Annotated in this window: 25 protein-coding genes and 1 riboswitch; of the genes, 15 read left to right on the plus strand and 10 right to left on the minus strand. The window is 70.3% G+C overall.

The window, feature by feature from the left end:
- Positions 1-104 precede the first annotated feature (104 nt).
- Positions 105-620, plus strand: a complete 516-nt coding sequence (locus ACZ1DY_RS28710; RefSeq protein ID WP_465481480.1) for an ATP-binding protein — start codon at positions 105-107, stop codon at positions 618-620.
- A gap of 107 nt (positions 621-727) precedes the next feature.
- Here the strand turns inward: ACZ1DY_RS28710 and ACZ1DY_RS28715 are convergent, their stop codons facing one another.
- A complete protein-coding gene (locus ACZ1DY_RS28715; RefSeq protein ID WP_257485611.1) occupies positions 728-1,933 on the minus strand; it encodes a PP2C family protein-serine/threonine phosphatase in 1,206 nt (401 codons plus the stop codon).
- Between the two features lie 136 nt (positions 1,934-2,069).
- Here ACZ1DY_RS28715 and ACZ1DY_RS28720 point away from each other — a divergent pair, with 136 nt between their 5' ends.
- The 6 genes from ACZ1DY_RS28720 (at position 2,070) to ACZ1DY_RS28745 (ending at position 6,541) form a co-directional block, all read left to right on the plus strand.
- Positions 2,070-2,546: a MarR family transcriptional regulator gene (locus ACZ1DY_RS28720; protein WP_257485610.1), complete on the plus strand. Its 477-nt coding sequence runs from the start codon at positions 2,070-2,072 to the stop codon at positions 2,544-2,546.
- Between the two features lie 94 nt (positions 2,547-2,640).
- On the plus strand, positions 2,641-3,510 hold the full coding sequence (locus tag ACZ1DY_RS28725) for an STAS domain-containing protein (RefSeq protein ID WP_126735944.1): 870 nt from the start codon (positions 2,641-2,643) through the stop codon (positions 3,508-3,510).
- Positions 3,507-3,893, plus strand: a complete 387-nt coding sequence (locus tag ACZ1DY_RS28730; RefSeq protein WP_126735943.1) for an STAS domain-containing protein — start codon at positions 3,507-3,509, stop codon at positions 3,891-3,893. Before ACZ1DY_RS28725 ends, ACZ1DY_RS28730 begins: the two co-directional genes overlap by 4 nt.
- A complete protein-coding gene (locus tag ACZ1DY_RS28735) occupies positions 3,883-4,320 on the plus strand; it encodes an anti-sigma regulatory factor (protein ID WP_257485609.1) in 438 nt (145 codons plus the stop codon). Before ACZ1DY_RS28730 ends, ACZ1DY_RS28735 begins: the two co-directional genes overlap by 11 nt.
- Positions 4,317-5,327, plus strand: a complete 1,011-nt coding sequence (locus tag ACZ1DY_RS28740) for a SpoIIE family protein phosphatase (RefSeq protein WP_257485608.1) — start codon at positions 4,317-4,319, stop codon at positions 5,325-5,327. The genes ACZ1DY_RS28735 and ACZ1DY_RS28740 overlap by 4 nt, the downstream gene beginning before the upstream one ends.
- Positions 5,327-6,541, plus strand: a complete 1,215-nt coding sequence (locus ACZ1DY_RS28745) for a PP2C family protein-serine/threonine phosphatase (protein ID WP_465481481.1) — start codon at positions 5,327-5,329, stop codon at positions 6,539-6,541. The genes ACZ1DY_RS28740 and ACZ1DY_RS28745 overlap by 1 nt, the downstream gene beginning before the upstream one ends.
- Here the strand turns inward: ACZ1DY_RS28745 and ACZ1DY_RS28750 are convergent.
- From ACZ1DY_RS28750 to ACZ1DY_RS28760, 3 genes are all read right to left on the minus strand, one after another.
- A complete protein-coding gene (locus ACZ1DY_RS28750) occupies positions 6,522-6,929 on the minus strand; it encodes a hypothetical protein (protein ID WP_465481482.1) in 408 nt (135 codons plus the stop codon). The genes ACZ1DY_RS28745 and ACZ1DY_RS28750 overlap by 20 nt on opposite strands.
- A gap of 105 nt (positions 6,930-7,034) precedes the next feature.
- Positions 7,035-7,784, minus strand: a complete 750-nt coding sequence (locus ACZ1DY_RS28755) for a DJ-1/PfpI family protein (RefSeq protein ID WP_465481483.1) — start codon at positions 7,782-7,784, stop codon at positions 7,035-7,037.
- Positions 7,785-7,803: 19 nt separating this feature from the next.
- Positions 7,804-8,766 (minus strand): GlxA family transcriptional regulator, encoded by a 963-nt coding sequence (locus tag ACZ1DY_RS28760; RefSeq protein ID WP_257489936.1) that lies wholly within the window; start codon positions 8,764-8,766, stop codon positions 7,804-7,806.
- 258 nt (positions 8,767-9,024) lie between these two features.
- Here ACZ1DY_RS28760 and ACZ1DY_RS28765 point away from each other — a divergent pair, with 258 nt between their 5' ends.
- Positions 9,025-10,281 carry an MFS transporter gene (locus ACZ1DY_RS28765; protein WP_465481484.1) on the plus strand — a complete coding sequence of 419 codons (1,257 nt, stop codon included), beginning with the start codon at positions 9,025-9,027 and terminating at the stop codon, positions 10,279-10,281.
- Positions 10,282-10,284: 3 nt separating this feature from the next.
- Here ACZ1DY_RS28765 and ACZ1DY_RS28770 read toward each other — a convergent pair whose 3' ends face one another.
- Positions 10,285-10,704: a MarR family winged helix-turn-helix transcriptional regulator gene (locus tag ACZ1DY_RS28770; protein WP_465481485.1), complete on the minus strand. Its 420-nt coding sequence runs from the start codon at positions 10,702-10,704 to the stop codon at positions 10,285-10,287.
- Positions 10,705-10,761: 57 nt separating this feature from the next.
- On the opposite strand from ACZ1DY_RS28770, the gene ACZ1DY_RS28775 reads away from it, so the two are divergent.
- Both ACZ1DY_RS28775 and ACZ1DY_RS28780 read left to right on the plus strand, forming a co-directional pair.
- Positions 10,762-11,259: a DUF6790 family protein gene (locus ACZ1DY_RS28775; RefSeq protein ID WP_465481486.1), complete on the plus strand. Its 498-nt coding sequence runs from the start codon at positions 10,762-10,764 to the stop codon at positions 11,257-11,259.
- 10 nt (positions 11,260-11,269) lie between these two features.
- Positions 11,270-11,923: a TMEM175 family protein gene (locus tag ACZ1DY_RS28780; protein WP_465481487.1), complete on the plus strand. Its 654-nt coding sequence runs from the start codon at positions 11,270-11,272 to the stop codon at positions 11,921-11,923.
- On the opposite strand, the gene ACZ1DY_RS28785 is transcribed toward ACZ1DY_RS28780, so the two are convergent.
- Complete coding sequence (locus ACZ1DY_RS28785; RefSeq protein WP_465481488.1) at positions 11,899-12,642, minus strand: class I SAM-dependent methyltransferase; 744 nt, start codon at positions 12,640-12,642, stop codon at positions 11,899-11,901. The genes ACZ1DY_RS28780 and ACZ1DY_RS28785 overlap by 25 nt on opposite strands.
- Positions 12,643-12,681: 39 nt before the next feature.
- A riboswitch (cobalamin riboswitch) is annotated at positions 12,682-12,808 on the plus strand.
- Between the two features lie 102 nt (positions 12,809-12,910).
- Between ACZ1DY_RS28785 and ACZ1DY_RS28790 the strand changes: the two genes are divergently transcribed.
- The 4 genes from ACZ1DY_RS28790 to ACZ1DY_RS28805 are packed head-to-tail and all read left to right on the plus strand — an operon-like array spanning position 12,911 to position 17,508.
- On the plus strand, positions 12,911-14,419 hold the full coding sequence (locus ACZ1DY_RS28790) for an ABC transporter substrate-binding protein (RefSeq protein WP_465481489.1): 1,509 nt from the start codon (positions 12,911-12,913) through the stop codon (positions 14,417-14,419).
- Between the two features lies 1 nt (position 14,420).
- Positions 14,421-15,362, plus strand: a complete 942-nt coding sequence (locus tag ACZ1DY_RS28795) for an ABC transporter permease (RefSeq protein WP_465481490.1) — start codon at positions 14,421-14,423, stop codon at positions 15,360-15,362.
- Positions 15,356-16,141: an ABC transporter permease gene (locus ACZ1DY_RS28800; protein ID WP_465481491.1), complete on the plus strand. Its 786-nt coding sequence runs from the start codon at positions 15,356-15,358 to the stop codon at positions 16,139-16,141. Before ACZ1DY_RS28795 ends, ACZ1DY_RS28800 begins: the two co-directional genes overlap by 7 nt.
- Complete coding sequence (locus tag ACZ1DY_RS28805) at positions 16,138-17,508, plus strand: ABC transporter ATP-binding protein (RefSeq protein ID WP_465481492.1); 1,371 nt, start codon at positions 16,138-16,140, stop codon at positions 17,506-17,508. Before ACZ1DY_RS28800 ends, ACZ1DY_RS28805 begins: the two co-directional genes overlap by 4 nt.
- Before the next feature lie 717 nt (positions 17,509-18,225).
- On the opposite strand, the gene ACZ1DY_RS28810 is transcribed toward ACZ1DY_RS28805, so the two are convergent.
- Both ACZ1DY_RS28810 and ACZ1DY_RS28815 read right to left on the minus strand, forming a co-directional pair.
- Positions 18,226-18,612: a hypothetical protein gene (locus ACZ1DY_RS28810; protein WP_465481493.1), complete on the minus strand. Its 387-nt coding sequence runs from the start codon at positions 18,610-18,612 to the stop codon at positions 18,226-18,228.
- Between the two features lie 62 nt (positions 18,613-18,674).
- Positions 18,675-19,109 (minus strand): hypothetical protein, encoded by a 435-nt coding sequence (locus tag ACZ1DY_RS28815; protein ID WP_257485594.1) that lies wholly within the window; start codon positions 19,107-19,109, stop codon positions 18,675-18,677.
- A gap of 48 nt (positions 19,110-19,157) precedes the next feature.
- Here ACZ1DY_RS28815 and ACZ1DY_RS28820 point away from each other — a divergent pair, with 48 nt between their 5' ends.
- Positions 19,158-20,108: an ArsR/SmtB family transcription factor gene (locus ACZ1DY_RS28820; protein ID WP_465481494.1), complete on the plus strand. Its 951-nt coding sequence runs from the start codon at positions 19,158-19,160 to the stop codon at positions 20,106-20,108.
- A 4-nt stretch (positions 20,109-20,112) separates the two neighbouring features.
- Here ACZ1DY_RS28820 and ACZ1DY_RS28825 read toward each other — a convergent pair whose 3' ends face one another.
- Positions 20,113-20,448, minus strand: coding sequence for a hypothetical protein (locus ACZ1DY_RS28825; RefSeq protein ID WP_257485592.1), 336 nt, complete (start codon positions 20,446-20,448; stop codon positions 20,113-20,115).
- A gap of 130 nt (positions 20,449-20,578) precedes the next feature.
- Positions 20,579-22,558: an APC family permease gene (locus ACZ1DY_RS28830; RefSeq protein ID WP_465481495.1), complete on the minus strand. Its 1,980-nt coding sequence runs from the start codon at positions 22,556-22,558 to the stop codon at positions 20,579-20,581.
- Between the last annotated feature and the right edge of the window lie 12 nt (positions 22,559-22,570).

Here is a 22,570-nt window from a genome sequence, read left to right on the forward strand (position 1 = left end):
GTCGCGGGACGAAACCGCCACGGGTAGGAAAGGGACATCGTGGGTATCCAGTGCCATGACGCCGGTGGCCATGGGGGACGCGGGCGAACAGGAAGGAGTAGATCGTGTATCGACATACTCCGGATCCGAGCACGGAGACGAGTGACGCCGACGCGGCCGATCCGAAGGCCGACGCCGTCATCGGCGCACCGATCGACCCGGCCGTGAAGTCGGCCTTCGAGGAGCTCGTCCCGGCAATGGCCGGCGAGGTGGCCCTGCTCCGACGGAAGCTGAGGGACTGGCTGGACCCGTTGCCCATCGACGCGAACAGCAAGTACGACATCACCATCGCCACGTACGAGGCGCTGGCCAACACGGCGGTGCACGCCTACCCCGGCGGGCGAGGCTGGGTCCGGCTTTACGCCGACTGGGCGGGCGACGCGATCACGGTCACGGTGACCGACACCGGGGACGGCATCCCCGGATCCCGGACACGGACGGACAAGCCCGCGTCCGGTGGTCGTGGCCTGAACCTGATCGACGAGCTCACCGACCAGATGACCATCGACACCGGTGCGCACGGCACGCGGGTGGACATGGTGTGGCGGCCTGCCGCGCTCCGGCGGAACACCGCATCCTGACCGGAACCGCCTAGCCTGTGCCCTGCAATTCCGCGCGCGCCATGGTCGTGAGTGGCGTTTCGGGTTCTAACCCGAAACGCCACTCACGACCATGGCGACCGGACCGTCTAACGTGGCCCCACCGAGACCGCGGGGCCGGGCTCCGGGCCCGAACGCGGGGTCGGCCCGAACCAGTCGAGGCACACCACCATCGCGTCGTCCTCGGCCTGCTCGCCGTGGCGGCGGGTGGACAGTTCCCGCAGCACGGAGCCCGGGACATGGGCGGCGGGCAGGTCGGCGGTCGCGACGACCGCCTCGGCGAGTTCGTGTTCCCCATAGCGATCACCGTGCGGCCCGGCCGCGTCGTAGACGCCGTCGCTGACGAACACGAACCGGTCGCCGTCGAGGGCCTGGAATCGCTGGGCGGTGTAGAGGGTGTCCTCGAACGTGCCGAGCGGCAGCTGTTCGTCGAAATGGACCTGCTCGGCCTTCCCGTCCCGCAGCCGCCACAGGCGCGGCGATCCCGCGTCGACGACGTCGGCCATTCCGGTGGCGAGGTCGAACTCCAGCAGCAACGCCGAGACGTGCTGCGCGCCGCGATAGTGCGCGTAGAGCGCCTGGTCGGCGAGCTCGGCCTGGGCGTCGAGGGCGACTCCGGCGCGGCGGGCGTTGCGCAGGGCGTTGACGGCGAGATTGGTCAGCAGCGCGGCTTCGCTGCCCTCCCCCATGCCGTTGATGAGCGTGACGGCGAGTTTGTGGGCGGAGGCCGACCAGTCGAAGCAGTCACCGTAGATCGCGTACGCGGGTTCGAGCTGGCCGCCCAGGGCGAATTCGGCGCGGGTGCAGGCCCGGCCGGGCAGGAGCTGCCATTGCATCTCCGCGGCCAGCGTCAGCCGCGAAGAACGCCGGGCCTGGATGTAGAGGTCGGTGTCGCGGTCGGCGACGAACAGTTCGTGCGCCAGCGCTTCGGCGAACCGTTCGAGTTCGGCCCACACCGGCGGTTCCGGCTCCTCGGGCAGGGTCACCGCGAGGATTCCGAGCCGGTCACCGCGGACGCTGACCGGCAGGTACCCGGTCACGCTCGCGCCGTCGTGGTCGAACGTGGCGGCCTGCGCGACGAAGGCCGCCCCCGGCACCGTGCCCTCGACCGGGATCGGGTCCGACGTGTAGGGCAGCGTGCTCACCTGGCACAACTCGGTGAGGGCGTAATCGGCCATCAGCAGCTCGACCGCCCGCGCCCCGAAGTGCTCGGACAGCGCCGAGCGCAGTGCGGCGGGCAGGTCGTGAGGCGGGACGTCCCGCAAAAGCCGCTCCACCGCCAGGGATCTGTCCAACGCCCCGCCTCCCGCTCGCCCGGATCGCGCACCGGGCAGGCACACGTCGAATCTCTTGAGTCTGCGCCGCTCCGGCGTGCCGGTCTACGGCGATTCGCGTGAGCTGTGCTGCAGAGACGAGCATAAGGATGCCAGAGTGGACACCGTGGATCGGTCCCGCGAGCAGCCAACCCCGGACGGGACGGCTGCGGTGTTCGACCTGCCCGGCCTCGTCGAACTCGTGGTCGAGCGGGTGCAGGACGTCTCCCCGCGGCCGCTGTCCACCGCCCAGCTGCGCGCGGTGATCGCCCTGGACCACCACGACGGGCTGAACCTGCGCACCCTCGCCGAGTTGCTCGGCTCGACCCCGCCGCTGGTGAGCAGGCTCTGCGACCGCCTCGAAGCGGTCGGTTTCCTCGAACGCCTGCCGAGCACCCGCAGCCGCCGCGAGCTCACGCTGCGGTTGAGCGAACGCGGCCGCGCCTACCTCCGGGAGCTCCGCGCCCGGCGACGGGAGAACATCCAGGCGGTCCTGGAGAAGATGACCCCCGCCGGAAGGGCCGCGCTGGCCGCCGGACTGCGGGAATACCACGCCGCCGGCGCCGTGGACGAGGTCGGCGGCGGGTCGCCGTGAGACCCCGCTGTTGCGGGAGTACCCTCGACTGTTGTTATATGACAACAGTTCACCGGCGTACAGCAGAGCGCGCCCCAAACCGCAGGAGGACACGGTGCTGGGGACGGATGATGCCCCCGTTCGGGAGCTGCTGACGCAGACCCTCGACGACGACCACACCACGCTGGTGGACGACTGGGTCCGCCGTCAGCTCGAACCGCCCGCCGCGGCGCACCCCGAGCAGGATCTCCGCCGCGAGGCCGCCGAACTGCTCGAAGCCCTGCGAGCCGCGCTGGGCACGGCACTGCCCGCGGACCGGATCGTGGCGCGGGACGGCGCGGTCCGTGACGCGCTGATCTCCCTTTCGCAGCGCCGGGCCCGCGCGGGCGCCGAGCCGTCGGCCACCGCCCTGGCGATCTTGTCGCTCAAACGCATGATGCTGGCCGCCGTCGAGCGGCACACGGAGGACGCCGGCCTGCGCTACCGGGCGGCGCTGCTGGTCAGCGAACTGCTCGACAGCGCGGGTGTGCTGACCTTCGCGGTCTACGTCACCGGGCGGGAGCAGATCATCCGCCAGCAGCACGACCAGATGCTCGAACTGTCCACCCCGGTCGTGCGGTTGTGGCGGCACGTGCTGGCGGTGCCGCTGATCGGCACCCTCGACAGCGCCCGCACGCAGGTCGTGATGAACAACCTCCTCGAGGCGATCCAGACCCACGAAGCCCGGGTCGCGATCATCGACATCACCGGCGTGCCGACCGTCGACACCGCGGTCGCCCAGCACCTGCTGCAGACCGTCAGCGCGGTCCGGCTGATGGGCGCGGAATGCGTCGTCAGCGGCATCCGCCCGTCGATCGCGCAGACCATCACCCAGCTGGGTATCGACCTGTCGCATATCGTCACCCGCGGTTCCCTCGCCGACGCGCTCGCCACCGCGATGCGGCTCATCGGCGACAGCACGCACGCGAGCACGGTGACGGTGTGAGCGCCCAGGCGGGATTGCCGATCCTCCGGCTCGGCGACATCCTGCTCACCGGTCTCCTCAGCGACCTGGACGACAAGACCGCCCTGCGGTTCACCGAAGAGCTCACCGCCCGTATCGCCGACGAAGACATCCGCGGCGTCATCATCGACATCTCCCGGCTGGAGATCATCGACTCGTTCGTCGCCCGGGTCCTGATGCAGCTCGCCGACACCGGGCGCCTGCTCGGCGCCACGATGATCGTCGCCGGGATGCGCCCCGCGGTCGCGATCACGCTGTCCGAACTCGGGCTCCAGCTCACCGGCGTCCGGACCGCGCTCAACGCGGAACAGGCGATGGAACTGCTGGGCTGGCGCCGTCCCGCCGAGGCGCCTCATGCTCCCTGACGAACTCACCGACCCCGGACGCGACGTCCCGCCCCTCGAACACGCCGTCCGCGCCGAAGAGGATCTGCTCACCGCCCGGCACGCCGTGCGGTCCAGCGCGGTCGCCGCGGGGTTCTCCATCGTCGACCAGACCAAGATCGTCACCGCCGCCAGCGAACTGGTCCGCAACGCCTACATCCACGGTGGCGGCGGATCCATGACGATCACCATGCTCCGCGACGACCGCGGCAGGCTCGGGCTGCGGCTGCGGGTCCGGGACGACGGGCCCGGCATCGCCGACGTCGCCCAGGCGATGACCGACGGTTTCAGCACCGGCGCCGGGCTCGGCCACGGCCTCGGCGGGACCCGCCGTCTCGTCGACGAATTCACCATCGACACCGCTCCCGGCCGGGGCACGACCATCACGATCACGCGCTGGAAACCATGACCGGCATCGTGGTTCCCCCGCCCTCGCGCCACCTGCGCGTCGACCACGCCAGCGCCGTCTACGCCGCCGCACGGACCGCCCGCGAAACCGGACGGGCGGGCGGGCTGCCCTCGGTGCTCACCGAACGCGCCGCCGTCGTGACCTCGGAACTGGCGGGGAACCTCGACCGGCACGCGATCAACGGTTCGATCGTCGTGCAGCGGCCCGCGATCGGGCTCGGCATCGACGTCCTGGCCGCCGACGACGGCCCGGGGATGGCCGACGTCGGGCATTGGCTCGTCGACGGCAACACCACCACCGGCACGCTCGGCACGGGCCTCGGCGCGGTCGGCAGGATGGCCACCGTCTTCCGGATCCGCTCGGCGCCCCGGTCCGGCACGCTCGCCGCGGCCAGGGTCCTCGTCCCCGGGACACCGGCCGGGCCCGCCGCCGCGGTCGGGCATTTCTGCCTCCCCCGCGACGGGGAAGACCACTGTGGCGACGCCGTCGCCCTCGCCGAACTGTCCGGGGGCTGGGCCGCGGTCGTCGTCGACGGCCTCGGCCACGGGCCCGAAGCCGCCGAAGCCGCCGACACGGCGATCCGCGTGTTCCGCCAGAACCCCGATCGCCCGTTCCCCCATCAGCTGGCGACCATGCACCGCGCCCTGCGCACGACGCGTGGCGCCGCCGTCGCGCTCGCCCGGATCGCCTCCGGCGGGCTCGAATTCTGCGGCGTCGGCAACATCAGCGGCACGACGCTCAGCGGGGACGGCCGATCGCGCTTGCTGCTCAGCATCCCCGGCGTCGTCGGCTACGCCCTGCCCGCCGCGCAGGTCCGGCACGCCGCGCTCACCGCCGGCGACCTCGTCGTGCTGCACACCGACGGCGTCGACCACACCTGGCGCGCACCGGCGAGCGCCACGCAGCCGGCGAACGCGCTGCTCCTCGCCGCCCTTCTCGCCCACCGTCATCGCAACCCCCGCGACGACGCCGCCATGATCGCCCTGCACCCGGACCAGCTCGGCTGATGCACCCACACCTCGCCCGGCTCCGCCGCCGCCTCCGTACCGTCTGCGCCGAAGCCGGCGTCCCCGTCGAAGACCGCGCCCGGCTCGTCATGGCCGCGACCCTGCTCGCCGAACCCGCCTTCGACACCGGCACGGAAGTGACGCTCGAAAGCAGCACCGCCGACGGCCTGCTGGCCGTCACCGTCCGGCTCCCCCGCCCGGTCGAACGGCCACGGCGCAACACGCTCCCGCTGCTGCCCGACGCCGAAGACGACACGAGCCTCACCTGGCACCTCCCCACGGGAACCGCCCGGCATCCCGTCCCGGCCGCCGACGACCGGGCCACGGACGAGGAGACCCTCGCGCTCATCGCCCGCGCCGACGCGCTCGCCCAGGAACAACGGGAGCTCAAACACGAACTCGCCGAAACCAACAGCGGCGTGCTGGCCATGTACATCGAACTCGAACAGCGCGACGAACAACTCCGCCGCGCGCACTCCGTCATCTTCCGCGAACTCGAAGACGCGCTACGGCCAGGCCCGCCCGCCGTGCCGGGGCTCGAACTGGCCGTCCACTACTCGCCGACCGACCAGGACTCCCCCACCGGCGGCGACCTCTACGACTGGTTCGTCCTTCCCGGCGGCCACCTGCACATCACCCTCGTCGACGCCGTCGGGCACGGGGTCACCTCGACCCGCCACGCCCTCACCGTCACCCACGCGATCCGCACCCTCGCGCTGGAGGGCCATCCCTTCCGCGATCTCATCGCCCATACCGCACGCACCCTCGCCACCATCGAACCCGATCTCATGGCGACCGTGATCCTCGCCAGGATCGACCCCGCTACCGGCGAACTGACCCTCGCCAACGGCAGCCATCCCGCTCCCGTACTGGCCACTGTGGACGGTCAGGCGCGGTTGCTGCGCGCCCCGGTCGTCGGCCGCGGGATCGGCTTCCCCGACCCCGGCAGCCCCGAACTCCGCCACCACACCCTCGACCCCGGCGACACCCTGCTCCTCTACACCGACGGCCTCGTCGAAAGCCGCAAGGACTATCTCGAAGGACAGGACCGGCTCCTGGACCTCGCCCCCGCGCACGCCGCCCTTCCCATCGGCGAGCTTCCCCGGGAACTGGCCGTCCGGATGCACGACGTCGTCCTGCACGCCGACGACACCGTCGTCCTCGCCGTCCGGCGGACACTTCCCGGGGCGGACCTCAGCACGCGGGCGGTGTGAACGTCCCGTTCTGTGCGACGACGTCACCGATATCCGCGAATCCCACGTGATTGTTCTGATGGCTGAGCAGAAGCACCCAGTTGTTCCCCCGCGGACTCTTCCATCCCGGGAACTGGCAGATCGCCGCCACGTCGTCGGCGGGCAACGGTAGCCCGTCGTTGACCCACCCCTGGTTGCAATTGGTGTACGGGCATTGGAAGAGCGAGAGCAGGTTGAACTTGGCGTAGACGCCGGCGCCGATTCCCGCCGCCCCCTGCTCGGCCCGATCTCCGTTGACAGACTGGATTTCCTGCAGTCCCGACTCGGCCTGCCCCTGGGCGGACGCGGAGATCGGCAGGAACAACGCGAACAAGGCTACGATAATCGCAAAATTGCGGAGCGTTTTCACGACAAGGATGTCCCTTCGCGATTCCTCGGCACATTTCGATGACACGTACTCCGTCGACGTTCCCATTCTTCGCCGGGACGCCCCGAGCTGTCGACGGCCATTCAGCTATTCCTGCGACTCGGCGAGCAGTTTCAGGGCGAGTGCCTTGAGTTCCGGGCTCGCCTTCGCGGCGTCGCCCGAGTCGAACGGCGGCCGCGGGTCGTATTCGACGGCGAGCTGGATACCGCGGGCGATCCGCTCTCCGGCCAGCAGGGACGCGAGATGGAACGCGAGGTCGATCCCGGCGGACACCCCCGCCGCGGTGACGACCTTGCCGACCTGGACGTACCGCTCGGCCACGTAGCGCACTCCGAAGGTCTTCTCCAGGTAGTCCGCCGACGCCCAGTACGTGGTGGCCCGGTCGCGGAGCAGCCCCGCCGCGCCGAGGATCAAGGATCCCGTGCACACCGACGTGGTCCAGGTCGTGTGCCGGTGGACGCGCCGGATCCAGTCGAGCAGGACCTGGTTCTCCATGGCGGCGACCGTGCCGCGGTTGCCCGCGCCCGGGACCAGCAGCACGTCCAGGCGGTTCACCTCGGCCACCGAACGTTCCGCCATCACCGCGACGTCCCGGGTGTCGGTGCGCACCGGGCCGCGGCGCTCGGCGATCATCGTCACCGTCGCACCGGGAAGCCGGGACAACACCTCGGCGGGGCCGGTCGGATCCAGCAGGCTGAAGCCGTCGTAGAGCAGGATGCCGATCTTCGATCCTGAGCTCTCCGCCTGGGCCGTGCCGGTGCCGGTGCCGAGGCCGAACGCCGCGGCCGCCGCGGCTCCCGCCAGCACTGTCCTGCGCGTGGTCTTCGCATCGTTCATGCCGCGAATCCTGGAGCGGTCAGGGGACGATCGGGCGTGGCATGTCCGGCATCCTGCGAAGCTTGTCCCCGGACAGCCCGTAGTGGTGGCGGAACGCCGTGCGCAGGGTTTCCGCCGAGGCGAACCCGCATTGCCGCGCGACCGCGGCGAGCGGCAACGCGGTGGACCGCACCAGCTGGGCCGCCGCCTCGGTCCGCGCCGTGCGCACGGTCCGCGCCGGGGTGCTGCCCAGCTCGGCGGTGAACAGGCGGGTGAGGTGCCGGGTGGTGACCCCGGCCCGCGCCGCCAGCGCCGGCGGGCTCAGATCCTCGGTGAGATGCGCGGAGATGTAGCCCAGCAGATCCAGCACGACCCGGTTGCCCGGCGGCGGAGCGGCCAGGAACGTGCTGATCTGCGCCTGGTCGGCCGGGCGGTGCAGATAGGTCACCAGTTCACGGGCGACTTCGCGGGCCAGCGTCGGACCGTGGTCGTCCTCGATCAGCGCGAGCGTGAGATCCAGCGCGCTGATGACCCCGGCCGAGGTGATGACGTTCCCGTCGCGGATGTAGAGCGGGGCGGGATCCACTGTCACGGCGGGAAAAGTCGCGGCGAGCTGCTCGCTGTATCCCCAGTGCGTGGTGACCCGCCGGTGGTCGAGCAACCCGGCGGCCGCCAGCACGAACGTCCCCGTGCACACCGAAGCGACCCGCCGGCTCCGTTCGGCCAGCCGCCGCACCTGCGTCAGCAATCGCTCGTCCCTGGCGGCCGCCTCCGTTCCCGCGCCTCCGACCACCAGCATCGTGTCCATCCGCCCCGACACCTCGGCCAGCCGCCGCACACCGGCGAGCAGGATCCCCGACGAACTCCGCGTCGTGCGCCCATGAACGGTGGCCAGCTCGACGGAATACGGCGGCGCGGCACCGTGCGAGTTCGCGATCTCCAACGCCCCGCTGGGGCAGGCGACATCGAGTATCTGCGCGCCGTCGAAGGCTACGATCACCACGCGGCGCACCGATTCCAGTACAGACCCCACAAGGCGAACCTACTCGCCGGATGCCCGATCCGGCGGCGCGTTCTCCTGAACTGCCTTCTCCGCCGTCGATTCCCCAGTCTGTGCTGGGCTTTCCCTATGCTGGACGGCAGGTCGCCGCGTGATGACCACTGTGGACACCCGCCGCGAATGCTTTCGTCGCGGCCGGGCACGAGTTCCAGCGAGGGGTGTCGCGAAAGCCACTCCCCACGGCCAGAACAGGAGAACTTCATGAGCGCCACCCGGGCAGGCTCCGTGCACTGGACGGTCGTCGTCCTCTGTTTCCTGGCGATTCTCCTGGACGGCTTCGACACGGCCGCGCTCTCGCTCGCCATCCCCACGATGGCCGCCGAATGGGCGGTCACGCCGGCCGCGTTCACCCTCGCCGTCGTGCTGACCAACATCGGCGTGGTGTTCGGCTACCTGTCGGCGGGATACCTCGGCGCGCGGATACCGGGACGGCGGCTGCTGATCGGTGCCGTCGTGCTCTTCGGGGTGGCCACCATCGCGACGGCGGCCACCCTGCCCCTGGAGTCGATCGCGCTGCTTTCGGCGACCCGCCTGGTCACCGGGGTCGGGCTCGGCGTGGTGGTGCCCGCGGCCGTCGGCCTGGCCACGAAACACAGCGCCGAGAACCGCCGGGAGCAGGTATCCATCGCGGTGGCCCTCGGTCTCGGGGCGGGCGCCGGACTCGGCGGGCTTCTCGGCGGGCGTCTGCTGAACCTCGTGGGCAGCGACGGCGTCTTCTACGTCGCGGGGATCGTCCCGCTGCTGTTCGCCGCCGTGCTGGCGTGGCTGCTGCCCGCCGAAGGGACCGCGGTCACGGCGACCGTCGGCGACAAGAGCGACGCGAAGATCGGCAGGCTCTTCGACCCGGCCCTGCGCCTGCCCACCACGCTGATCTGGGCCTTCTCCTTCCTCGTCTTCATCACCTCCTACGTCCTGATCTCGTGGATCCCCACCTTGCTCACCGGATACGGCTTCAGCCCGTCCAAGGCTCCGCTCGGTCTCGCGTTCCTCACCCTCGGCGGCATCATCGGCGGCCTGGCGTTGCTGCCGCTCGCCGGACGGCTGGGGATCGCCCGCGCGATGATCCTGATGCCCGCCATCGGCGGGGTGTTCATGATCATCGCGGCGAAGGCGTCCCTCGGCGACACCGCGTTGCTCCTGTGCCTCGCCGGTGCGGGAGTCGGCGTGGTGTCGGCGCAGCTCGGCCAGCTGGCCCTCGCGGTGGCGACCTATCCGCCCGGCTCCCGGACCACCGGTGTGGGCTGGGCGGCCGCGCTGGGACGGCTCGGTTCCATCGTCGGGCCGGGGATCGCGGGCGTCCTCATCGGGCAGGCGCTGGCGGCGCGGGACATCGTCGTGGCGGCCACGGTGCCCCTCCTCTTCGCGATCGTGTGCGCGGTCATGCTGTCTCGGGTGAAGGCGAAAGCACGCGTCCTGCCGGCCGCGGAAACCCCGCTGGTGCTGGAAAAAGCCCGGTAAGGCTCAGTCGGCCGCGAGGATTTCGGCCAGCCGGACGGTGTCCTGGAGATAGCGCTCGTACGGAAAGCCCGCCGCGATGAGCCCTTCGCGCAGCTCGTCGTAAAGCGGCTTTCCCGCGGCGTGGAAGGCTTTCCGGCCGAGATCGGTGAGCCGGACCAGCCGTCGGCGCGCGTGCTCGGGATCGACGGTGATCCGCACCAGACCGTCCGCTTCGAGTGGCCGCAGGGCCCGGCTGATCGCCGGGTCGGAGACCGACAGCGCCTGGGCGAGCCGGTGCTGCGTCGCCGGCTCGATCTCCTCGAGCGTGCCCAGAAGCCGTATCTGGCTGTACGTCAAACCGTCTGGGTCGTCGGCGCGCCGACGGGCGGCTTCGCCCATCAGCATGACCACCCGGTGCAGCAGGTCCGCGAGTCCGTCGTCCACGGAGCCACCCTACCATCAGTGTTGACGGGTTAATATTAACTAGGTAAGACTGAAGGCATGAACTACTTCACCCAATCCGCCTTCCCCCTGGTCTGGGTCGTCGTGCCCGCCGCCGGAGCCTTCCTCCGCGCCCGCCACGCGACGTCGTCTCAGGAGCGGCTCGAAATCTGGCAGCGCTGGTGGGCCATCGGCGCCTTCGGCTGCGGCAGCCTGTGGATGACGGTCGCCTTCCTCGCCTTCCCGGACGTCATGGCCACGGCGATCGGCTTCGAGCGGACGCCGTTCATGTTCGAGATCGCCTTCGCCAACCTCGCGCTGGCCGTCCTGGGCTTCCGGGCCGCCTCGGCCTCCGCGCGCGAACGCCTCACCATCGGCATCGCCGGCGGGATGTTCCTCTGGGGAGCCGCGATCGGCCACGTCTACCAATGGTTCGCCAACGATGACCACGCCCCCGGCAACACCGGCGGAGTGCTCGTCACCGACGTCCTGCTCCCGGCGGTCATGATCGTCCTGGCCCTGCGATCGCGGCGCCTCGCCGCGAAGATCGCCGCCTGAGGCACTCACCATGACGACACAGACCGGCGGCGCGATCGGAAAGGCCGCCGCCGAGCGGCTCGGCATCTTCGCCGACGCGGTGATCGCGATCGCGCTCACCCTGCTGGCGCTGGATCTCCCGATCCCCCACGGCGACACCACCGGCGCCATGCTGAGCTCGATCTCGGCCCACGGCAAGGAATACATCGCCTTCGCGCTCAGCTTCGTGGTGATCTCCGCGCACTGGCGAGCGCACCACGAGATCTTCCCCTACGTCCGCGCACTGAACGGGCGCCTGATCAGCCTCACCCTGGCCTGGCTGTTCATGCAGGTCCTGATGCCGTTCGCGACGCGGGTCATCACCGCCGAGGGCGCCTTCCCGCTCCGGTTCAGCGTGTACGCGATGGTGCAGGTCCTGGCCTCGGCGTCGTTCGCGCTGATCATCCGGGAGATCCGGCGCGGACACCTGTACGGGACCGGCGGGCCGCCGAAGGTGTTCGCCCAAAGCCTGACTCGCAGCGTCTGCCTCGCCGCGGTGTTCGGGATCTCCGTACCCGTCTCGTTCCTGACTAACGACACCGCCGCCTACCTGTGCTGGCTCGCGGCGCCTGTCGTGCTCGCCGTCGCCCGACGCGTCCAGGACCGACGGCCGGATCGGCGTCAGCGCAAGGCCGTCAGGACGTAGTCGTCGCCGAACTGCCACACCGGGGCCACTTCGGCGAAGCCCGCTTCCCGGAGCAGCCTGGTGTGTTCCTGCGGGCTCAACCGGTTGCCGTAGCCGGTCGAAATGCCGCGCAGCTCGTCGGCCGTGAACCGCTCACGCAGCGCGGGATCGGCGGCGACCGCGGCCCACCAGGCCTTCCATTCCTCGTTGGCGCCGACCCCGGCACGCTCCGCCCGCCGGTTCTTGACCACCTCGGCGAGTTCGCGGATGGCAGGCTGTTCGTCGTAGAAGTGATCACCGTTGACGAGCGCTCCGCCCGCCCTCAGCGCTCCGGCGAGGTCACGGTAGACCTCGGCGAGCCGCTCGGGACGCAGCCAGTGCAACGCGGTCGTCGAGACCGCGGCGTCGACCGGCCCCCACTTCAGCCAGCCGCTCTGGGCGAGGTCCGCCTGGAGGTACTCGATTTCCGCCCCCGGCGGCCGGGTGGCCCTGGCGAGCGCGAGCAGGAAGGGGTCGTTGTCGACGCCGACGATCCGTGCCCGCGGGAGCCGCCCGGCAAGCCTCGTGGCCAGCGATCCCGGTCCGCAGCCGAGGTCCAGCACCAGCGGCTCGGCGACGCCACGGCATACGTGCTCGACGACGTCGATCAGCACGGCGAAGCGTTCTTCGCGGTCGGCGATGTAGCGTTCCTGCTGGATGTCCCACCGGCGCACCCAGTCCGCCGCGAGCTTCTCGTCCACCGGCCTCCCTTCGTGATCTTGATCCTGTGTAGCACACCGCGGTCATGGGTTACCGTGGGCGCCACAACGCAAGAAGGTGCCCGTCGGGGGAAGCCGGTGTGAATCCGGCGCTGACCCGCAACCGTGATCGGCCTGGGAGGACTCCCGGTGCCGAGAGCCGGACTGCCCGCCGGGTACCGCCAGCCCCAACTGTCGTGGAGTACGGAGCGGGGTCCCGTTCACGTGCGGCCGCGCGCCCGGGACAGTGCTCGATGTCCCGGAGGTTCCTATGACGCGTCATCCGCTCACCCGCCGGCGGCTCCTCGCCCTGGCCGCTCTCACGCCGTTGGCCGCGTGCGGGACCGCGCCGGCGGACACAGGCCGGTTGAGGGTCGCGTTCGCCGCGGGCGGCTCGAAGGAGACGCTGGACCCGGCGCAGGTCTCCCTTTTCGTCGACCAGGCGAGGGCAAAGGCGCTCTTCGACACGCTGGTCGCCTACAACGCCGACACCTCGTTGCGGCCGCGGCTCGCGGAGTCCTGGGAGAGCGACGATTCGGGCACGCGCTGGCGGATCCGGCTGCGGCGGGCGGCCTTCCACGACGGCCGTCCGGTCACGGCGGACGACGTGCTCTACACCTTCCGGCGGATCGCCGATCCCGCGCTGGCCTCCTCATCACGGCAGTACTTCGCGAAGGTTGATTTCGGCCGCAGCAAAGCGGTGTCCCCCAACGAAATCGAGCTGATCCTGACCGCGCCCGACTTCGAGTTCCCGTCGGGTTGGGGCGCTCCGGGCGCAGAGATCGTGCCCGCCGGTACGACGGACTTCACGGCGCCGGTCGGCTCCGGCCCGTTCCGGTTCGTCTCGTTCACCCCTGGCGGCCCGGCGGTGTTCCGCAGGAACGAGTCCCATTGGGACGGTGCGCCGAACGTCGGCGAACTGGAATTCGTCCCGGTCAACGAGGAAGCCGCGCGCGTCAACGCCTTGCTGTCCGGGCAGGTCGACTACGCCCACGATCTCGCGGCCGGAACCGCGGCCCGGTTGGCCGGTGACGCGCGCGTCTCGCTGCTCGAAGCCAAGGGAACGACGATGCAGGGCATGATCCTGCGCGTGACGCAGCCGCCGTTCGCCGACCCGAGGCTGGTCCGCGCCGTACTGTCCGGAGTGGACAGAGAGGCGCTGAACCGCGTCGCACTGGCCGGCCGCGGCGAGATCGGCAACGACCTGTTCGGCAAGGGACTCCGCGGGTACGCCGCCGGTATCCCCCAGCGCGGGCGCGATGTGGAACTGGCCCGCTCGCTCGTCCGGGAGGCGGGCGCGGAGGGGCTGGCCTTCGCCGTCGAAACCAGCGACGTCGACCCGGGTTTCGCCACCGCGGCCACGCTGATTTCCCGGCAGCTCGGGGAAATCGGGCTGAAGGTCACGCCGAACACGCGCGCGTCGAGCACCTATTTCAGCGAGATCAAGACCAAGGGCGTCGCCGCGCTGACCCGCACGGCCACCCTGCCGGTGCCGACGTTCCTCAACCAGCGCTTCCGGACCGGCGGTTCGAACAACGTCAACGGCTTCGCCTCGCCGGAGTTCGACGCCCTCATGGACCGGGCGGCGGCCACCGCGGACGAAGGTGCCCGGCTGGCGCTGTTCGGTGACGCGCAGCGGATCGTGCACGCGTCCGGAGGCCTGCTCGCCTGGGGGTTCAGCACCTGGACGATCGGTGTGTCGAAGCGGGTTTCCGGACTGGTGACCGCGCCGCCGAACACCTTCGACTGGGCGAGGTTCGACCGCGCCCGGCTGTCCTGACGTGCCGGGTTACACCGCCCGGCGGCTGGGTTTCGCGGTACTGCAGGCGATGTTCGTGCTGGTCGCGACGTTCGCCGTGACCGCGTTGCTTCCCGGCGACGCGGCGTCGGTCGTGCTCGGCGAGCAGGCCACCGACGAGCAGGTGGCGACCGTGCGCCACCGGCTCGGCCTCGACCAGCCGGTCCTCGACCGGTTCGGGCACTGGATTTCGGGTTTGATGAGCGGGGATCTCGGCCGGTCGCTCGTGACCGGTGCCCCGGTGACCGACGAGATCACCCGGCGTTTCGCCGCCACCGCCGTGCTCGCCGGGGTGACCCTGCTCGTGCTCGTACCGCTCGCGCTGGCCATCGGGGTGACCTGCGGGCTGCGCGAAGGATCACGGACCGACCGGATGCTCACCTCGGTCACGCTGTTCCTGCACGCCATCCCCGAGTTCGTCCTCGGTCTGCTGCTGGTCGCCGGATTCGCCGTCTACACCGGACTGCTCCCGGCGACCGCGGCCGGAACGGACCTGACCGCACGCCCCGAAGTCCTCGTCCTGCCGGTGATCGTGCTGGTCGCCCGGCAGCTGTGCGACGTCGCCCGGCAACTCCGGATCGGAATCGCCGAGCAGACCCGGGGCCAGGTGGCCGGGCACCTGCGCCTGCTGGGCCTGCCCGAACGCACCGTGGTGCTGCGGCATCTCCTGCCCGCCGCCGCGGCGCCCGCCGTGCAGCAACTCGCCCGCGCCGTCGAAGGCCTGCTGACCGGCACGGTGATCGTCGAGTCCCTGTTCGCGATCACCGGGCTCGGCACGGGTTTCGTCGAGGCCGTGCAGAACCGGGACATCCCGCAGGTGCAGGGCTACGTGCTGCTGTTCGCCGGGGTGGTCGTGCTCGGGAACCTCGTCGCGGACCTCGTGGCGCATCGGCTCACGCCGCAGCGGGAGCGTGCCACGTGGTGAAACGGATGCTGGGCTGGTCCCTCCTCGCGGTACCGCTGGCGCTCGCCATGGCCGGGCCGGTGATCGCGGGCCCTGTGGAATCGGTCGGGGCGCCGTGGCAGACACCCGACGGCACCCATCCGCTGGGCACCGACGTCCTCGGCCGTGACGCGCTCACGGTGATCCTCGCGGGCGGCTTTCCCGTGATCGGCATGACGGCCGCCGCGCTCGGGCTCGCCTATCTGATCGGGGTGCCGCTCGGTCTGGTCGCGGCCGGGCGCGGACGCCTGGCCGACGAAACCGTGATGCGATCCCTCGATCTCGTGCTGGCCTTCCCCTCGCTGCTGGTGCTCATGGTGCTCGCCGCGACCGGGCACCGGGGGCCGGGCGTGCTCATTCCCGTCGTCGCCGTGCTCCAGCTGCCCGCGATCACCCGCGTGGTGCGGGCCGCGGCGCTGGCGCCCGGCTGCCGGACCGCCGTGGAAGCCCTTACCCTGCAAGGACAACCGTGGTGGCGGATCCAGCTCGGGTACGTCGCCCGGCACCTCGCCGGCCCCGTCGCGACCGACGCCGGCACCCGTCTCGGCGTGGTGCTCTACCTGCTGGCGTCGGCGAACTTCCTCGGTCTCGGCCTGCCGGCCGACTCCCCGGACTGGGCCGTGGTCATCGAACGCAACAGCGAAGCGCTCTACACCTCGCCCGCGGTGGTCCTCGTGCCCGCCGCGCTGCTGATGGCGTTGTGCGTCGGCACGAACCTCGTCGCCGACCGGCTGCTCGCCGCCAGGCGGGTGATCCCGTGACCGTCCTGGAGATCAGCGGGCTGTCCGCCCGCGCCGGGGAAACCGTTCTGCTCGACGACGTCTCACTGTCCCTCGAACCGGGCCGGGTACTCGTCGTGCTCGGCGCGTCCGGCACGGGAAAGACCACCTTGGGTCTCGCCGCGACCGGACAGGCTCGCCCGGGGATCACGCTGTCCGGGTCGGTGATGCTGGCGGGATCCCCGCTGCTGGGCCGGACCGCTTCCGAACTGCGGCGGGCGCGGGCAGGCGTCATCGGCCACCTGCCGCAGCAGCCGTCGGCGGTACTTGACCCGGTCCGCCGCTGCGGGCCCGTGCTGGCCGAACTCGCCGCCCTCCGCCACCACGGCCGTGCCGCCCGGCTGGCGGCGGCCCGCACCGCGCTGGCGGAATCGGGGCTCGAACAGGCGTTGTGGCGGCGGTTCCCGCATCAGTTGTCCGGCGGACAGCAGCAGCGCATGGCGCTTGCCACCACCCTCGTGAACCGGCCCCGGGTGCTGGTCCTCGACGAGCCGACCAGCGGTCTCGACGCGGCGAACAGGGCCGTGCTCACCGCCCGGCTCGCGGAGCTTTCCCGGGCCGGGACGGCGTTGCTGATCCTGACCCACGACCTCACGCTGGCCCGCGCCCTGGACGGCGACGTCGCCGAACTCCGCGACCACCGCTTGGTGCCGTCCCCGACGCTCCCCGACCCCGTGCGTTTCGAAGGCCCGCCGCCCCCTTCACCGTCTTCGCCGGTGCTCGTCGTTCGCGGACTCACCGTGCGCGCCGGGCGGACGACGCTCGTCGAGGACTTCGACCTGGAGCTGGCGGCCGGCAGCCGGACCACGCTCACCGGCGTCTCGGGCGCGGGCAAGACGACACTCGCCCGTGCTCTCGCCGGTTTGACTCCACCGAGCGCGGGCACCATCGAAATCGACGGCGTCCGGCTTCCCCGCCTCGCCCGTCGTCGCACCCGCGCGCAACTGCGTGCGATCCAATACGTCCATCAGGACAGCCGCGCGTCCTTCGACGAATTCCGCGACGTGCTCGACCAGGTGGCCGACACCGCCCGCCTCCTTCGCGGGCTCAGCCGCGCGGACGCCCGGCTCGAAGCGACGGAAACCCTGCGCTGCCTCGGAATCGACGCGGCCGACCGGCGGCCCGGCCAGCTCTCCGGTGGCCAGCTCCAGCGCTGTGCCGTGGCCCGGGCGCTCCTCGCCCACCCCACGGTGCTGATCTGCGACGAGGTGACCTCGGCGCTCGACACGGCGAACCGCGCGCGGCTGCTGGATTTCCTCACCGCCGAGGCGACGCGGCGCGGGACGGCGCTGCTCATGATCAGCCATGAGGACGTCTCGGCTCCGTTCGCGATCACGATGCCTGAGTGACCTACTGTCCATAGGGGACAGTTCTGGGCGCGTTTGGTTTTACGGGCGGACGGGGGGCGCGGCCCTGACGCTCGTGTCGCGAAAGCCACTTTCGGGACACCAGACGTCGCGAAAGTGGCTTTCGCGACACCCGCCTGAGCAGCGCACCACGACCGGACCCCAGCCGGCCAGGCGACGTTGCGAAAGCCACTTTCCCAACACCCAACGTTGCGAAAGTGGCTTTCGCAACACGCCACCTCTGCAACACCGAAGCCTCACACCACCAACCGGCCCACCCGACCGGCACGCGTGTCGCGAAAGCCACTTTCGCGACACCAGACGTCCCGAAAGTGGCTTTCGCGACACCACCCCAAGCAGCGCACCACGACCGGACCCCACCCAGCCATCCGCCGACGTTGCGAAAGCCACTTTCCCAACACCCAACGTTGCGAAAGTGGCTTTCGCAACACGCCACTCTGCAACACCGAAGCCTCACACCACCAACCGGCCCACCCGACCGGCACGCGTGTCGCGAAAGCCACTTTCGCGACACCAGACGTCCCGAAAGTGGCTTTCGCGACACCCGCCCGAACCGGCGCACCACGACCGGACCCCACCCAGCCAACCGACGTTGCGAAAGCCACTTTCCCAACACCCAACGTTGCGAAAGTGGCTTTCGCAACACGCCACCTCGACCTCAAGCCCCGAAAACCGTCCTCTGTGGACACAAGGACCAGCTCAGCAATATCCCCGAACCTTCTCCCGACGCGACCGGAAAGCCCAGCCAAAGAGGCCCGGAAGCGACCACCCACCACCAGGCCATTCGACCCCCGCCGGCCGCCAGCCGAGCAAGGTCCTCCTGAAGACCACCTCGACCTCCCCATCGACCAGCGCCCGCGCGAACGCCGCGAACTCTTCGTCGTCTTCCGGCGAATCCACTTCGAACGCGTTCAGATCGTCAAGGAACAGGTCCCCGATGCTTCCGGTCATGCGCAGCAGCAGGCGCGGCGCACCGGGGACAGCAGGCTCGACCCGGACGACCGTCTCGTCGTCATCGTGTTCGACGCTGAGCGAGACCGCCCCGCTTTCGATCAGCCGTCGGTACGCGGCTTCGAGCGAATCCACGAACCGGTCGGCTGAGGGCAGGCTCATCGTCAGTCCTTCGGTCGCGCGGCAGCGGGACGAGTCTACGCTTCGGGGTTGTACTGCCAGCCGCTCCGATAGCAGGTGTCCCAGCCCGCGTCGTCCACGCAGACCACGACGCGGACCCGGGTGAGCTTCGTTCCCGAGCTGTACCAAAGGTTGCTCCAGGTGGTCGTGGTGCCACATCCGCTCTGGTTCCAGCGGTACGGCGTCGGGTCGATGGTCCCCATGCCCAGGTCGGCCTCGAAGTGCACGTAGACCGGATTGCCGTCGCATTTCGTGTCCCGCACGGCCATGTTGATGCTCTTCATCCCGCTGAGCGTCCAGGTCCAGTTGGCCGATCCGTAGACCTCGCTCCCGGATCCGGTGGCCGCGCCCGTCGCCGCCGACGCGGTGCCCGTGAACGCCAGCGTCGCCGCCGACGCCACCACGGCCGCCGTCGCCACCCGCCGCAGGTTCCTGCTCAGAAAACGCTTCATGGTCCCCTCCGATGTGATAAATGAACGACGACTCCAGGGGGAGGCGTCATGCTTCGTATTCACTTCACCGACCGTGACCTGGCCCGTGTCCGTGTCGCGGCCGCGCCGGATCCGCTGTGGGAAACGGTTCTGGCCATGCAGAAACTCACGCTCGACGGCATTCCCGCCTTCGCGCGCTGGCGGCGCCGGGTGCGGGAAGGGCTGCGGGAACGCGACACCCGGACGGCGGTGCGTTTCCTGCAGACGATCGCGCCACCGGCCCGGTACTTCCCGGACTTCCTCACCCCCGCCGAGTCCGAGGGCGGGCTGGAGGCCGGGCTGGAGGCACTCCGCGGAACCCCGGCGGACCGGCTCGGGCGCGAAGTCGGGCTGATGGCACAGCACCGCCGCCTGCCCAGTTGGACACACGGACTCGCGGCGGGCACGGCGCTCGATCAGGTCACCGAAGCGTTGCGGATCGCCCACGACACCCTGGTCGCTCCACAGTGGACTACCGTCCGCACCCAGGTCGACACCGACCGGGCCGTACGGTCACGCCTCGCCGGCGAGAACGGCGCCCTCGGCCTGCTCGAGTCGCTCCGCCCGGCCTTCCGCTGGGAGGCGCCGGTCCTGACCGTGCGCTACCCCATCGACCGCGATCTCCACCTTCGCGGACGCGGCATCCGGCTCGTCCCGTCCTACTTCTGCTGGGACACCCCGGTCGCCCTCGCCGACGACGACCTTCCACCGGTCCTCGTCTTCCCGGTGTCCCACGAGCACGAGCCGGCTCCCCTGCCGAAACACCTCGCCACCCTGCTCGGCCGGACCCGCGCCGCCGTCCTGTACGCGGTCGCGGGCTGCCCCACCAGCGGCGAACTCGCCGACCGGCTCGGCATTTCGGCGGCCGCGGTTTCGCGGCACACCACGGTGCTCCGCGACGCCGGGCTCATCACCAGCCGACGCCACGGAGCCGTGGTGCTGCACAATCTCACGCCGGTGGGCGCCGCGATGCTGGGCTGAAACCTCAGCGCACGATCCGCCACGGCGTGCAGCTGTCGTCTCCCGCGTCGTCCTCGCAGAGCCGGAACGACGTCACATCCGGGATCGTGGCGTGACCACAGCCGATCTTCGAACCGTTGTTGTCGCGAAGAGTCAGAAAACCGATCTTCTGCCTGTACTGGGCGTAGACGCCGTTGCCGTCCTGCTCCTCGTCGCAGACCTCGGCGAAATCGCGGGTGGTCTCGTACTGCGCGTAATCGTGTCCCTGTTTGATGAGGTAACCGGCCGCCTCCGCGGTCGAGGTCCCCAGCACCAGCGCGGAGATCATCGCGCCACCGACGAGCATCACTTTCCGGATCATCGTTCCCCTCCCCTTGTGCCCTCCCCTGGGCACGGGAACAGCCTGCCGCCTCTCCCCACCGGACGACGACACTTTTGCGCCAGAGTGGAAAACCGCAGGCAGAGCGCGGCGCGCGTCATCCTGACTCCGGTCAGCCGACGTGGATTCCCGGGCGAAGCGCCGGATCGCGTTCGCTGGTGCGGATGATCTCGCGGACGACCGGCGCGGTGTCGCCACGGCCGAGGATCAGATAGCGGAACAGGTGCCCGAGTGGATTACCCTCGCTCCACTCGAAATGACATTGGGGCCGCACACCGGTGGCGTCGCGCAGCGCGAGCAGGACAGCCGCGATGGCGTTCGGCGCGGCCGGGCTTTCCACCCGCAGGACACGGAATCCCTCGATCTCGACACCGCGGACCTTCAGCACGTCGCTGAAGCCGGACGGGTCGATGACGTCGATTTCGAGGAACAGGACGTCGGCGGCGCCCGGTACCGGGTTCAGGCCGCGCTGTTCGGCTTCCTTCGCCCGGTATTCGTCGGCGTCCCCGGCCTGCCGCCGGTTCGCGATGATGGTGAGCGCGCCGTCGTGCGCGATCGACTCGGTGATGAACCGGCGCGCGGGCTCGTCGAACTCGATGTGGTCCACGCGCAGTTCCGTAGTGCGGGTGACCCGCGACACCAGCGACACCACGATGATCCCGAGAATGAAGAACGCGGAAATAGTGAGGCCGTCGGGTTTCTCGATGACGTTCTCCACCAAGGCGTAGATCAGGATCAGGGTCAGCACGGCGAACGCGATCGCCGCCTTCCGCTGCCGTTTCTTCGCCGCGGAGATGGCCACCGCGACCGACGCCGACACCATCATCGCGAGGATCCCGGTGGCGTACGCCCCGGCCTGGGCGTTGACGTCGGCGTTGAAGATGATCGTGACCAGGACGCAGATCGCGGTGTAGACCAGCACCACCGGCCGGACGGCGCGGGCCCAGTCCGGCGCCATCCCGTAGGCGGGCAGGTAGCGCGGAACGATGTTGATCAGTCCGGCCATCGCCGACGCCCCGGCGAACCACAGGATCAGGATGCTGCTGATGTCGTACGCCGTGCCGACCCACTCGCCCAGCAACTCGTGCGCGAGGTACGCCAGCGCCCGGCCGTTGGCCTCACCACCCGGTTTGAACGCGTCGGGCGGGATCAGGACCGTCGTGACGAAACTGGTCGCGATCAGGTACACCGACATGATCAGCGCGGCGGCGGTGAGCAGTTTGCGGGTGTTGCGGATCCGGTCCGCCAGTTTCCGTTCGGCGTTCTCGCCCTTGGCCGCCACCAGCGGCATCATGCTCACACCGGTCTCGAAACCCGACAAACCCAGTACCAGCAAAGGAAACGCCAGGATCGCCGGGCCGATGACGCCGCCGAACCCGCCTCCCCCGGAGGTGAGCGCGTCCAGCCAGCGGTCGAACGCGGCGGGATCCGCGATCACCTCGCCGATCCCGGCGACCACGACCACCGCGTTGAGCAGCAGGAAGATCGCGACCAGCGGGATCGCGACCCCGACCGCCTCGCTGAACCCGAGCAGGAACACCCCGCCGAGGATCAGCAGCAGGGCGACCGTGATCAGCACCTCGTGCCCGTGCAGGAACGACGGCGCGATCGGGTTCTCCAGCGCGTGCACGGTGGCGTCCGCCGACGACAGGGTGATCGTGATGATCCACGACGTGGCGACGAAACCCAGTAGTACCAGGACGAAGATCTTGCCGCGCCAGAACGGCAGCAGATTCTCCAGCATCGCGACCGAACCCTGACCGTGCGGGCTCTCCTTCGCCACCCGCCGGTACATCGGCAGCATGCCCAGCAGCGTCAGCGCCACGATCAGCAACGTCGCCAGCGGAGACAACGCGCCCGCCGCCAGCGCGGCGATCCCGGGCAGGTACGACAACGTGGAGAAGTAGTCCACGCCGGTGAGACACATGACCTTCCACCACGACTGCGGCGTGGCGTGCTCTTCATGGCTCTCCGGCCCCACCGGCTGAACCCGGTGCTCCATCAGCCACTTGCCGACCTTCCCCGACGGCGCCGCCTGCCGGACCGGGCTCTCCACCCGCTCCGGCACAGCATGCTCCGGTACCTCGGTCATTCCGTGCCCTCC

It is taken from the genome of Amycolatopsis sp. PSD-21 (assembly GCF_055561455.1).